The organism is Oligoflexia bacterium, assembly GCA_035326705.1.
In the GTDB taxonomy this organism is placed as follows: Bacteria; Bdellovibrionota_G; JALEGL01; order JALEGL01; family JALEGL01; genus JALEGL01.
The window spans coordinates 26,551-39,685 of sequence record DAOLES010000009.1 but is presented as its reverse complement, the minus strand read 5'-3'; the positions used below and the strand labels follow the sequence as shown (position 1 = coordinate 39,685).

The 13,135-nt window shown below is 38.5% G+C and carries 14 protein-coding genes; 10 read left to right on the top strand and 4 right to left on the bottom strand.

The features are described 5' to 3' along the window. Positions 1 to 17: 17 nt before the first annotated feature. Together PKC21_09945 and PKC21_09940 are read right to left on the bottom strand one after the other, a co-directional pair. Positions 18 to 953 carry a hypothetical protein gene (locus tag PKC21_09945; protein ID HMR25661.1) on the bottom strand — a complete coding sequence of 312 codons (936 nt, stop codon included), beginning with the start codon at positions 951 to 953 and terminating at the stop codon, positions 18 to 20. Between the two features lie 106 nt (positions 954 to 1,059). Beyond that, a complete protein-coding gene (locus PKC21_09940) occupies positions 1,060 to 1,614 on the bottom strand; it encodes a DUF1543 domain-containing protein (protein ID HMR25660.1) in 555 nt (184 codons plus the stop codon). 271 nt (positions 1,615 to 1,885) lie between these two features. Between PKC21_09940 and hppD the strand changes: the two genes are divergently transcribed. From hppD to PKC21_09905, 7 genes are all read left to right on the top strand, one after another. Then, the gene (gene hppD, locus PKC21_09935) at positions 1,886 to 3,004 is read left to right on the top strand and encodes a 4-hydroxyphenylpyruvate dioxygenase (protein ID HMR25659.1); all 1,119 of its coding nucleotides are present in this window, start codon (positions 1,886 to 1,888) and stop codon (positions 3,002 to 3,004) included. Beyond that, positions 3,004 to 4,179: a homogentisate 1,2-dioxygenase gene (locus PKC21_09930; GenBank protein ID HMR25658.1), complete on the top strand. Its 1,176-nt coding sequence runs from the start codon at positions 3,004 to 3,006 to the stop codon at positions 4,177 to 4,179. Before hppD ends, PKC21_09930 begins: the two co-directional genes overlap by 1 nt. Before the next feature lies 1 nt (position 4,180). Next, positions 4,181 to 5,311, top strand: coding sequence for a histidinol-phosphate transaminase (gene hisC / locus PKC21_09925; protein HMR25657.1), 1,131 nt, complete (start codon positions 4,181 to 4,183; stop codon positions 5,309 to 5,311). Then, complete coding sequence (locus PKC21_09920) at positions 5,308 to 6,315, top strand: fumarylacetoacetate hydrolase family protein (GenBank protein ID HMR25656.1); 1,008 nt, start codon at positions 5,308 to 5,310, stop codon at positions 6,313 to 6,315. The genes hisC and PKC21_09920 overlap by 4 nt, the downstream gene beginning before the upstream one ends. 12 nt (positions 6,316 to 6,327) lie before the next feature. Then, the gene (locus PKC21_09915; GenBank protein HMR25655.1) at positions 6,328 to 7,176 is read left to right on the top strand and encodes a flavin reductase family protein; all 849 of its coding nucleotides are present in this window, start codon (positions 6,328 to 6,330) and stop codon (positions 7,174 to 7,176) included. Further along, positions 7,160 to 7,765, top strand: coding sequence for a hypothetical protein (locus PKC21_09910; GenBank protein ID HMR25654.1), 606 nt, complete (start codon positions 7,160 to 7,162; stop codon positions 7,763 to 7,765). Before PKC21_09915 ends, PKC21_09910 begins: the two co-directional genes overlap by 17 nt. A 415-nt stretch (positions 7,766 to 8,180) precedes the next feature. Further along, positions 8,181 to 9,161: a polyprenyl synthetase family protein gene (locus PKC21_09905; protein HMR25653.1), complete on the top strand. Its 981-nt coding sequence runs from the start codon at positions 8,181 to 8,183 to the stop codon at positions 9,159 to 9,161. Between the two features lie 7 nt (positions 9,162 to 9,168). Here the strand turns inward: PKC21_09905 and PKC21_09900 are convergent, their stop codons facing one another. Further along, positions 9,169 to 9,963 carry a nitroreductase family protein gene (locus PKC21_09900; protein HMR25652.1) on the bottom strand — a complete coding sequence of 265 codons (795 nt, stop codon included), beginning with the start codon at positions 9,961 to 9,963 and terminating at the stop codon, positions 9,169 to 9,171. A gap of 125 nt (positions 9,964 to 10,088) precedes the next feature. On the opposite strand from PKC21_09900, the gene PKC21_09895 reads away from it, so the two are divergent. The 3 genes from PKC21_09895 to PKC21_09885 are packed head-to-tail and all read left to right on the top strand — an operon-like array spanning position 10,089 to position 12,154. Beyond that, positions 10,089 to 10,331 (top strand): PGPGW domain-containing protein, encoded by a 243-nt coding sequence (locus PKC21_09895; protein ID HMR25651.1) that lies wholly within the window; start codon positions 10,089 to 10,091, stop codon positions 10,329 to 10,331. Between the two features lie 28 nt (positions 10,332 to 10,359). Continuing rightward, on the top strand, positions 10,360 to 11,739 hold the full coding sequence (locus PKC21_09890; GenBank protein ID HMR25650.1) for a tryptophanase: 1,380 nt from the start codon (positions 10,360 to 10,362) through the stop codon (positions 11,737 to 11,739). A gap of 37 nt (positions 11,740 to 11,776) precedes the next feature. Then, positions 11,777 to 12,154 carry a hypothetical protein gene (locus PKC21_09885; protein ID HMR25649.1) on the top strand — a complete coding sequence of 126 codons (378 nt, stop codon included), beginning with the start codon at positions 11,777 to 11,779 and terminating at the stop codon, positions 12,152 to 12,154. Between the two features lie 48 nt (positions 12,155 to 12,202). Here the strand turns inward: PKC21_09885 and gshB are convergent, their stop codons facing one another. Continuing rightward, a complete protein-coding gene (gene gshB / locus PKC21_09880; protein ID HMR25648.1) occupies positions 12,203 to 13,135 on the bottom strand; it encodes a glutathione synthase in 933 nt (310 codons plus the stop codon).

Sequence of the window (13,135 nt, the reverse complement as noted above, 5' to 3'; positions counted from 1 at the left end):
ACGTGGTTTTTTTATGCTTAATCTATTGCTTTACGCCTTACTTCTAATCCATCCCAAAATACCCCAACGGCTTTGAGCATTTGATTGCCGTTTTGGATGAAGGCGTCTTCGTTGAGTGTGGGGTGTTCAAAGTAATATTCTTCTAATTCATCCTGGGTATGGTCTGCATGTTGCGCTTCCAAGCGATCATGGTAAGTGAAAAAACCAATAGACAATTGACTGTTATGTTTTTCTTTGTAGACTTGCAAACCTCTAATCAATTGCTTCCAAAAACCTCTGGCCGCCCAGTTTTCTACAGCATAACTGGCTGCTTGACTGGTTTCGTAATCCTCTGATCCGTAAATCCGCACCAGCTCATCACAAAAAAGTAAAGTACTTTTACAGCCGTGTTTACGCTTTCCTATATCATTAAACCCCAAGCCTAAAGATTCCGCAATACGCACCATCCATTCAAAATGCGCAGCACTGAACCTGAATGTGCCGCCATCCACCGTTCCTTCTGGACTTAATAAAGCAGGATCGTTGGCATTATCATATTCATTACTCACCGCTTGGCTTTCATTGCGTAGTTTTTTTTCTCTGGGTCTAAAAATAACCCCCAGTTCATTGACCAAGATTTCTTTTGAAGCACGCATGGACTCAATAGAGTTGGAGTTGATAACTTTATGCAACTGCGCATGTAAAAACAAATTGGAAAAAACAGAAAACTGCACAATTAAGTCTTTGACTTGTTCTGTAGTAGCGTTCCCCTGCTCAAACCAATGGGTATAGGCATTGTGGGTAATGATAGGGTGATTTAACAATTCATTTTCTATCCGCTGATGAAACCTTAAAAACTGTTGGGCTCGTTCTAATGTATAACCTTTTTCTTGTTTAGCAATAGCAGTCAGTGCCTCTTCTCCCAAACCCACAATATTATTTTTTTGTGCAAATTCTTGCAATGATGCTTCCATAACGACTCCCTTACATTTACATTAGCTGCTAACCTTTAAATAAAGTTTACCTGATCTAGATTAAGCCTGTCAAAATTACAGATCTGCGTTTGTGTTATATTTTAAACTATTGCTTTATAGGAAAGTAACCAATAACTTTTTTGTTGTTTATCCACTTCGATGAATGATCTTCTAAGAGTTCAATTGAATAGCATTTCTCAATATGCTCATCAAGCAAAAGACAGTTGTCTACATCAAAACCGACAATTTCAAATTGATCATCATAATGTGGGCAAGCATTTTTTTCTTGTAAACCCTGTTTAAAAAAATCATCCGTTTTAACTTTGCGTTTTGCTTCAATCTTATTTGACGCCGCGACCAGTATTTTTTTATGGTACTCTTCTATATCATTCGGCATATATCCACCCAAATTGATAAAATAAAGCCTATTTGCCTGCAAATGAGCGTCTTGTTTTGCATTAACAATGTTTATCTTAAAGCCATCAACCTGGGTGACTTCAACATAGGCATCAATATGAACTCCTTTTACTGACCAATGTTGCAAAATTTTTGGATACGTATCTTCTATAGACTTACCAACAGCAAACATAACATCGTGCTGTTCAATATTTCTTCCAGGAGGTGTAGCACCTAAAACAATTAAAAATAGTTTGTGTTGCATAGTGATCTTGTTAGCATGGTATGGACTTACAAACTATAATAAATTTTTATTCAAGCTCAAATGAATGTAAAAAATATTTCTATTTTATAAAGATTAAAAACAAATCTTTAGCCAGTAACCCTCATAATAAAGAGTATTGCTGGTGGATATACGGAATAACCATTAAAAATTATAGCCATGATCATAATTATCCATTACTTTATAATTCACAAGCTCTTCATTTTTGCATCTAAAAGCAATTGAGACTATAACATGGATACAAGGAATAAGGATGTCAAACGAACTAGAAATTAAAGGATTTGATTTTGTAGAATTCTATGTGGGCTCGGCCAAAATGGTGGCTTATTGGTACGCTAAAGCCTTAGGCTTTGATATTCTTGCTTACCAAGGTCCAGAGACCGGTTTTAAAGATAGAAGCAGTTATTATCTCAAACAAAATGATATCAATATTGTCATTACCTCTCCGCTTTCGCCTTCTTTTTGGCAAGCCACCTATTTTCTTAATTTGCATGGTGATGGAGTTAAGCGTTTTGCCTATCAAGTCAGTGATGTTGAAAATCTGTACAATCATGCCTTAAATAGTGGTGGAATACCGGTTTACAAACCTACTCTTGATAAAGATGACAATGGCCAAGTCTTGCATGCCGCTCTCAAAATTTATGATGATACTGAAATTGTTTTATGTGATCGCAGTCAGTACAAAGGTTTATTCATGCCTGGCTATGATCAGCCCCGGCAAAAAATAAGTATTGAACGGCAAGCAGTAGGCTTAAAAAAAATTGACCATATTGTGGGCAACGTTAGGCAGAATGAAATGAATGCTTGGGCTGATTATTTTGTTAGAGCCTTTAATTTTGAACAGTTCATTGAATTTGGCCCAGGTGATATTTCAACGCAGTACTCTGCGCTTTTATCAAAAGTGGTCAAAAGTCATGATTTTGCCATCCGTAACCCCATCAATGAACCTTATGAAGGCAAGAGAAAATCACAAATTGAAGAGTACTTGGATGTCTACCATGGCAGCGGTGTGCAACATGTAGCTTTAGAATCTGATGATATTTTGACCAGCATTCAAGCTTTACGTAACAATGGTGTTGAGTTTTTAACCGTCCCACAAACCTACTATGATGACTTAAAAAAACGTAACCCTGGCATTGTAACAGAAGACATTGATGCTTTGGCTGATTTAGGCATTTTATGTGACATAGAAGACTTGGCCGGTGGCGAAGGCTATTTGTTACAACTGTTTACCAAACCCATTGGTGATAGACCGTCCTTCTTTTATGAAATTATTCAACGGCGCAAAGGCAGCCAGGGTTTTGGTCAGGGTAACTTTCAAGCTTTGTTTGAAGCCATTGAACGTGATCAAGCACTCAGAGGAAATTTATAATGCCATTTTATTATCAACAAGGTGATATTCCCAAAAAACGGCATATTGCCTTTTACAAGGCTGACCAAAAAAGCCTATACCGTGAAGAGCTGTTCAGTACCCAAGGTTTTTCCAGTATATACAGTAATCGCTATCGTCTGGACATGCCCACTAAAGTTAGTTCCATTGCTCATGCTCAAAACTTAATGCAAATGGATGTTTGGCAGGATGCACCTTTGATGTGGCACTTGTTTCATACAGGCCGACAAGAAAATTCTGGTAGTCTTCACCAGGCGCAAACACTGTGGATGGAAAACCATAACTGCACAATTTTAACCAGTTCCCCTACAGAAAACTGCACTGACTTTCACAAAAATGCGCATGAGCATCTGCTTGTTTTTATCCATCGTGGTGATGGAATTTTTTTAAGTGAGTTTGGTGTTATAGATTTTATTGCAGGCGATTATTTAATCATTCCCAAAGGCTGCATTTATCAATTTCAATTCAAGAGTAAAGACAACCGCTGCTTTATGGTTTTGTCTGACACCGCTTTTAACATTCCCAAGCATTTTCGCAATGACATGGGCCAGCTTCTAGAAGATGCCCCTTACTGTGAACGTGATTTAAAACTGCCCACCTTACATGATCCTATTGATCAAAAAGGCAATTTTCCGGTTTATATCAGTTGTAAATATGCTCAAGGAAGAAAAACCTATACGCATGTTTGGGATCACCATCCTTTTGATGTCGTTGGCTGGGATGGCTGCGAATACCCTTTTGCCTTGAACATCAAAGACTATGCCCCCAAAGTAGGTGCCATTCACTTGCCACCGCCCGTACACTTGGTCTTTGCAACCCAGCATTTTGTAGTCTGTAATTTTGTACCCCGCTTGTTTGATTTTTATCCCGGTGCCATACCCGCACCTTATTTTCACAGCAATGTTGATTCTGATGAGGTTATTTTTTATGCTGATGGCGATTTCATGTCTCGTAAGGGTATAGAGCCGGGTTCTATTTCTTATCACCCCATGGGCATTGCCCACGGTCCACAACCTGGAAAAACCGAAGCCTCTATTGGTCAAAAAGAAACGCATGAATATGCCGTGATGGTGGATACTTTTGCGCCTTTGAATTTATCCAAAGAAATTCAAGCTGTATCTGATCCCAACTATTGGCGTTCGTGGAATGAGGACTAAAGTGGAAAAATTAACCTTCCACATTCCTCAACATATTCAAGACTTGCGCGCTTATAAGGCCGGTAAAAGTTTAGAATCCTTGACCGATAAACGTGGTTTGACCAAGTTTGCCAAATTGGCATCCAATGAAAACCCTCTGGGCCCTTCTCCAAAAGCAATTGCAGCGGCAAAAAAATGTTTGGATCAAGTCCATCTTTATCCAGATCCGGCCGCCTATGCGCTTAGACAAGCCTTAGCAAAACATCTTGCTATTGATTCCCATCAACTCATCTGTGGTTCTGGCGTTGACTCATTGTTGGCTTATATTTTTATGGCCTTTAGTGAAAAGAATGAGGTGATTTTAACGTCCAAAGGCAGTTTCATTGGCACCTATGTCAACGCCAAAAAATTAGGCCGAACTTTAAAAACAATTGGGCTTAACAATTGGGCTTATGATCTGGATGCAATTGCTCAAGCCATAACTGACAATACACGTATAATTTATTTGGCCAACCCCAATAACCCTACCGGATCAATGATTACAAAAACTGATCTACAAAAATTTTTAGCGGCTGTTCCCAAAAATATTTTGGTCATCTTGGATGAAGCTTATTATGAATATGCCTGCCATCACAAAACTTATCCCAATGGCATTGAACTTTTAGGAGACTACTCTAATCTTATTGTTACCCGTACGTTTTCAAAAGCTTATGGATTAGCCGGTGCCAGAATTGGTTATGCTATTGCAGATGAAGCCATTATTGATACCTTAAACAAAGTTAAACTGCCATTTGAACCAAGCCGCATGGGACAACACATGGCTATGGCTGCTTTAGAGGACACTGATTTTTTAAGCAGGACTCAAAAGCTTAACCGTGAAGGTTTGGATTATTTTTATCAATCCTTTATTGAACTTGGTTTAACTTTTGTCCCCAATACCGGTTCCAATGCGATCATGCTTTATTTTAAAGATGCACAAACGGCCCAACATTTCTATCATGCCTGTTTTGACCAAGGTTTAATTCTTAGGCCGCTGGGGGCGTTTGGCTTTGATCATGGCATAAGAATTAATACCGGTACGCAAGAACAAAATCATTTTGCCTTAGATGTGATGAAAAAAGTTTTAGGCTTGTATGCAAAGGAGCTCTTATGAAACTCATCAGCTATCTCAATCAAAACCAACAAGAACGTCTTGGACTGTACATTAAAGATGAGGGCTACTATGACATGCATGATACGGCCAAACACATTAAGCTTGATTTACCCCAAGATATGCAAAGTTTTCTTAATCATAATGACACTTACTTTTCTAAAGTTCAAGACTTAGAAAAAATACTCTATGCCGAACCTGAAAAATTTAAACCTGCCGATGTCCATACTTTACTTTCTCCAGTACCTCACCCCCCCTCTTGTAGGGATGCTTATGCCTTTAGACAACATGTAGAAACCATGCGCGCTAATCGTGGTGCAGACATGATTCCTGAATTTGATCAATTCCCGGTATTTTATTTTACCAACCACAATGCCGTGTTTGGTGAAGGCCCTATTGATGTTTACGATGACCACTTGGATAAACTGGATTTTGAATTAGAGATTGCCGCTGTTATAGGCAAGGGTGGAAAAAATATTCCCGCCAACAAAGCAGATGAACATATTTTTGGTTTTATGATTATGAATGATCTTTCTGCCCGGACTTTACAAATGCAAGAACTTAAGCTGAGCTTGGGCCCGGCCAAAGGCAAAGACTTTGCCAATTGTTTTGGCCCCTGGTTGGTCAGCAAAGATGAGCTTAAAGCTTTTGCCCAAGACACCGGTCAAGGTCTGACATACAATTTGGAAATGAAAGCAACACTCAATGGAGAGCTTGTCTCACAAGGCAATATGGATAGCATGCACTGGACTTTTGCGCAGATCATTGAGCGAGTTTCATATGGCGTAAATTTATTTCCGGGAGATATTATTGGATCCGGTACGGTTGGCACAGGTTGTTTGGGTGAACTCAATGGTACCGCTGCTTTAAAAGCAAAGAAAGAAGGAAAAAGCTACGAGCCTATTTGGTTAAAAAACAAAGACCAGATTGACTTAGAGATTACAGGTCTAGGTAAACTTTCTAATACATTGGTCCATCAAAAAGCATCGTACCATATTTTAAAATAGGATTTTTAAACCATGTTAAGCATAGATCCAAAACAGTTTGAAGCCACTTACATTTATAAAATTTTAACCTCAAGCGTAGCCCCTCGCCCTATTGCTTTGGTTTCAAGTTACAACAAGGCTGAGCAAAATAATCTAGCGCCCTTTTCATTTTTTAATGTTTTTGGTTTTAACCCGCCTATCATTGGTTTTTCTCCTACCTGTAGAGGTAGAGATGGCAGCTTTAAAGACACCTACAATAATCTTGTTCAAAGCAAAGAGTGTGTAGTCAATATTGTCAACCACAGTATGCAATACCAAATGAACCTTGCCTCTGGTGAGTATGATACAAATATTGATGAATTTAATAAAAGTGGCTTTACGCCCGTGGACTCACAATGCGTTAAGGCCAAACGGGTGCAGGAATCTCCTGTTCAAATGGAATGCAAACTGAAACAAGTGATTGATCTGGGAGGCCAAAAAGGTTCTGGCAATTTAATCTTATGTGAAGTTGTGCGTTTTCATTTAAATAAAGATTATCTGGATGAAAACAATGTTCCTGATCCAATTAAAATCAATCATATTGGTCGCAATGGCGGCGAGTACTACACTCATGTTAATTCTGATAGTTTATATACTTTAAAAGTTAAAAAAGGATGCTTGGGTATTGGCTTTGATGCTTTACCAGCCTTCATCCGCAATAGCACTATCTTAACCGGCAATGAACTGGGGCAACTGGCCTCGGTGCAAGAAAGACCGCAAAACAAATTGGATCTTAAGATAGACAACCTTACGCTTGATAATTGCCATGAGACGATTGCAAATGCCATTGCAAACAATGATATCGATTTGGCTTGGAGGATTATCAATGAGCTGGATCAATAAACTACTCTTTATTACACTGTTATTTTTTTGTAGCAGTTTATTTGCAAGAGAAAAATCATTTTGGGACTTTTCTCTTAATGGACAGTTGTATCCTGCTGGCTTTATATCTACTGTTTCTGCGCAAAAAAGTATTGGTTTGCAAAGCTTAATTGGCTTACGTTTGGGACACAACCTTTTACGGCATGGTAACTTGGGTGTGCAAGACAATGAGCGTGGTCACGGTTTTGGTTTTTCTATAGATTACACGCATTATCTTAAAAAGAATCATATCAGCCAATGGTATGCAACGGTAAGAAACGACATCTGGTTCAATAGCGTTGATTGGAAAAACAACTTGGACCAGCCCAGTGAAACATCTGGGAATACGGATATCATTGTTGCTCAACCCACTTTAGAAATAGGCTATACCTTTATCAACAACAAAAACTTTTTTATCCGGCCTAATTTAGCCTTTGGTGTAGAAATTAATGTAGACACCCAAGGGGAAGATGTCGGGGAAGGAATGATTGGCTTAATCGGTATAAGTTTTGGCTGGCGTAAAACATTCCAAAAATCACCCTATATGCCTACATTTTATCTACAACACTAAATCTTTAGAAAAGCAAAAACACTTGCTTGGCCAGATGTAGATCAATTTGACTGGCCTATTGGATTTAAACATTAATTTTTATTTTATTGCTCTGTTGTTTTCCTTTAGATGCTTATATTGATGTCACTCTATGTATCATTGTGTGCAATTTTTTGACGCAGAGAATTAATAATTTTATCATTTACATAATTTTAAATTATCATAAAAATTATTAATAAAAAAAGTGTTTACATTAAGTTTTTTTAGTTGTAGCTTGTTTATACGAAAGGCGGATAATTATGAAAATTACTAAAGATATTTTTAGAAATGTACCTTGGTAGGATTTCTAAATTAAGCCAAAGGCCTCTTGATTTGAGTTTATTTCTGAAGTCAAGAGGCCTTTGGTTTTTTACACTCCTTTCAGCTAATAAACTTTATGCTAGACCCATTGATAAAAGAGATTCTTTCTTGTTCTGAACTTCAAGCTTGGCCTGATTTAGAAAACATATTGGCCAAAAGAAAACCAGGAACCATTGCTTTATTTAAAATTGCGTACGAAAGTACTGCTAACACTCAAATTGAAGCTTTAGCCATAGAAGCTGCCATTGTGTGCTTTATTATCAACTGTATCCTTATTGATGATGTCTTAGATAAGGATGAAAAAGGCATTTGGCAAACCTACGGAGCAGGAAGAGTTGCCAATTTAGCTGCCGCCTTGCAAGCACGTCAACAAACACTCATCCATCAATCAAGTTTTTCGGATCATCAAAAACAAGAAGTCATGTTTCATTTAAATCAGATGAAGCTAAAAGAAGCACGTGCGCAAGAGCTGGCCACCCGCAGTCCCTTAGATTTGAATCAATATTGGGATATTGTGCATGGAAAGAGTGGCAATGTTTGCGCAACGGCCATGCAGCTGGGTGGATTATTGGGTGGAGCAGATCAAAGCCAAATAGAGGTATTGTACACAATTGGCAAAAACCTTGGAGAAGTTGGTCAAATATCCAATGACTTAAGAGGCGCTTTTGATGAAAGCATCAACCCAGATTGGGCCATGCCCGGTTGTAGCTTGCCTATTTTAATTGCTTTGACAAGCCAACATGCTCAGTTGAATGCATTAAAGCAACACATTGATAGCGGCATTCATAACACAACTGAATTGAAAAAAGTGCAAGATATCCTTTTAGAGTCTGGAGCCGTAAGCTTGTGCTGCGATCATATTGCACAACGTTTAGAGCTTATGTATGAAGGCCTATGTCAATGCACTTTAGATAACAAAACCCATCTTATTAAAAACATTGGTGAAGACATCCAACATGCAATTGCATGGGTCAGAGATCTTGATATTGAATTACTCAAAAAAACCACACAAACCTTAGATACTCTACATGAAAAACTTGCTGCCTTAGAACTTTAATTAAACTTCACCAAAATTTTTTATCTTTAAGTAAAGCCATGAGCATTTTAGACGCTTTTACATGCAGTGCTTTTGAGTACTTTAAATCGCTGGTGTAAAAGTCCGCTACTTTTTTAATGCCGGCTTTTTCTAATTTCTCCAGCATGCCCGGAAATTCTCCGTATCTTTTCCATGAACGCTCTTCAAATTCAGCATACAAGTCTAGTGTTTCTTTGTCTGAACGTTTTACATATTCTTCCTGATGAACCACTGCTTGTAAAGGCAATCTGTAGCGTACTTCTTTGATATCTTCATTGGGATAACCCATCACCAGACTGGTAACAGGAATAACATAATCAGGTGTTTTTAAAATTTTACAAATTGTATCACTGCTCCACAATGTGGTACCCATATAACAAATGCCCAAACCATGCGCTTCTGCTGCAACTGCAATATTTTGTGCGGCTATGACTGCATCCACAGCGCCAGTGAGAAAGCCGGCAAAATCATCAAAGCTAAGTTTGGCTTGATGCGCTTTTAACCACGATATGGTCCGGTAAAAATCAGCACAAAAGGTAAGCACCACTGGTGCTTGCAGAACCATGCTTTGTTGATAGTGGGCTTCATAAAGTTGCTGTTTTTTCTTTGCATCTTTGCTGACAATCACTGACCAACTTTGTAAGTTCCCGGCACTGGATGCCCTTTGTCCACTGAGCAAAATGCTATTCAACAGATCATCATCAATAGGTTTATCTGCATATGACCTGATGGACTTATGGTTTTGCAAATGCTCAACTACTGTTTTTCCTAAATTTTTTTGCATTATGTGATTTTAAATAACACCCTTTATTTTTTGTGTAAAACTCCATTCAAAACCGGATTATTTTAAAACAGCTTGTTATTTTTAAATGGTTATTTTTATGATAGAGATAATGCATTGGATATGAGATGCAGGCACTTTATACACATTTAAAAAAACTAATTGTTTTTATTGTAGGATTGACCATTATTATTATTGGCATTGCCTTGCTTGTTTTACCGGGGCCAGGTCTTGTGACCATTGCTGTGGGCTTAGGTGTTTTGTCTTTGGAATTTGTCTGGGCTAAACATTTATTTAAAAAAATGAAAGCTTACAGCAAAGATCAATTGGATAGTTTACAAAATAAATTGGATAAAAAAAATAAACCATAATTAATCCTTTTTGAAAGAGTAGCCCCTTATGTACAAAACCATCATAGAGCCGTTTAGAATCAAAACCATTGAACCCATTAAAATGACCACGCAAGCACAACGGCAAAGCATTTTAAAAAACGCCCATTACAATTTATTTTTGATTAAAGCTGAAGATGTTATGATTGATTTTCTTACCGATAGCGGCACCGGTGCCATGTCTTCGGCACAGTGGGCAGCCATGATGGAGGGTGATGAATCTTATGCTGGTAGTCGTTCTTACTATGCATTTGAAAAAGTGGTCTCTGACTTAACGGGTTTTAAGCATATTTTTCCTACCCATCAAGGACGTGCTGCAGAAAGAATTTTATTTTCCGTTATTGGCGGTCCAGATAAATTTATTCCCAACAACACACATTTTGATACCACTCGGGCTAACATTGAACATACCCATACAACGGCTGTAGATCTTATGCCTGAAAGTTCTAAAGATACCCGCACTTATGCCCCCTTTAAAGGCAATATGGATGTTGAAAAATTAAAGCAATTCATTGATGAAACCGGTGCAGATAAAATACCTTTATGCATGCTCACTGTTACCAACAACAGTGGTGGTGGCCAACCGGTATCCATGCAAAACATTAAAGAAGTAAGAGCCGTGTGTACACAATACAACATCCCTTTGTTTTTGGATGCCTGCCGTTTTGCTGAAAATGCTTATTTTATTAAACTGCGTGAAGAAGGCTATGCCAACAAAAGCATAGAGGCCATTGCCAAAGAAATGTTTTCCTATGCTGATGGCTGTACCATGAGCGCTAAAAAAGATGGCATGGTCAACATGGGGGGATTTTTGACCTGCAATGATGATAGCTTGGCTGAAAAATTTCAAGAACTGGAAATTTTAACCGAAGGCTTTCCCACCTATGGTGGTTTATCTGGCCGTGATTTAGGGGCTTTAGCGCAAGGCTTAAAAGAAGTTTTAGAAGAAGACTATTTACAGTATCGGATTCAATCTACTCAATACTTGGGCAATGGATTAAAAGCGGCTGGTATTCCTATTGTTGAACCCACTGGTGGTCATGCGGTCTATATTGATGCCAAAGCATTTTTACCTGAGATTCCAGCACATCATTTACCCGCCCAATCCGTAGCCAATGCACTCTACATATTAGGCGGAATCCGTGGCGTAGAAATTGGTACCTTGATGTTTGGCCGACCCAATCCTAAAACGGGTATAGACACCCCAGCCCCCATGGAATTGGTGCGCTTGGCCATACCCAGAAGAATGTATACCCAAAGCCATGTGGATTATGTTATAGAAGTAGCCCATGAATTGGTTAAACAAAAAAATAGCTTGCAGGGCTATACCATTACTGAACAAGCCAAAAGCCTCAGGCATTTTTCTGCCAAGCTTGCGCCCTTGTCTTAGTTTAAGTTTAATTTTTTTATTGCTCAGTTGTTTTAATATGCTCAGCTATGCTCAACAGCTTATTTATCATCATCAATGTAGAACCAAAGCCTCTTGTTTTTTGCAACAGTCTTTTACACTCAACGGCAAAGATTTTTCATTTTCAGCTTATTACACTGGCTGGCCCAGAAGAATCCAATTAACCCTCAATTCATTTTCTCAATGTGTCCTTGAACAAACTGAGCAGGCATTGATCATGGATTTTTCAAAAGCAAATGGCCTTTATAAAACTTGGCATGGGGAAACGATTAATTTTACAGATATTGAGTTTGATCTTTTTACAATGGTTGATCAATACAAAAACTATATTCAATTTAAGCTCAGCCCAAGGAATAAACCGTTTAAAACACTGGTTACTTTTTACATGTACCTGTGAAACAACGCTATTTTAGTCTTAACAATAAAACTCTGGGGTTTGAGCCACCTAAATAGCTTGAATAAATTTTTCTATAATTTTAGCTTGCGAAAAAGCCGCTTCAATCTCTTTGCTGCCGGTTGGGCTGGTCACATTGATCTCTGTAATATGATTGCCAATGATATCCATCCCCACAAACAACAAGCCCCTTTTTTTCAATTCAGGTGCTACGCTCTTGCATAACTTTAAGTTTTCATTGCTGATTGGCATGGCCACGCCCTTGCCGCCTGCCGCCAAGTTAGCCTTAAAAGATCCTGCTTTTGGAAATCGTCCAAGAACATAAGGAATCACTTCGCCATGCACAATAAAAATCCGCTTATCCCCATCTTTGATTTGTGGCAGATATTTCTGCAGCATGACGGTTTGGCTAAAGTTTTGTGTTGCTTGTGCAAGAATAGTTTCAAAACCAGTTTTATCTTGGTCTACAATATCAATGCCTTGTCCGCCCATACTGTCCATTGGTTTAACCACTGTTTTGCCCTGCTCTTTAACAAATGCAAAAAGCGCCTCTTTATTTTTAGTGACTAACGTTGGTGCAATATATTTTGGAAACCACTGAATGAACATTTTTTCATTACAGTCCCGTAAACTCTGAGGATCATTGATCACTTTTACACCTTGATCTTTGGCCATATCCAAAACATAGGTGGCATAGATGTATTCCATGTTAAAGGGTGGATCAACGCGCATTAAAATACAATCAAAGGCTGTGATGGGCATCAACTGTTCTTGTTCAGCTGCAAACCAATGCTGTTCATCTGCATAAACTTTGACTTTCTTGCCCATGACTTTAGCTTGGCCACTGATGACCAAAAGATCTGAAGACAAAGCATAAAAAACTGTAAAGCCCTGTTTTTGTGCTTCCAGCATTAAGGCAAGGCTGGTGTCTTTCTTTGGGTTGATTGTTTCTATGGGGTCCATCACCACTAACATTTTTTTCAT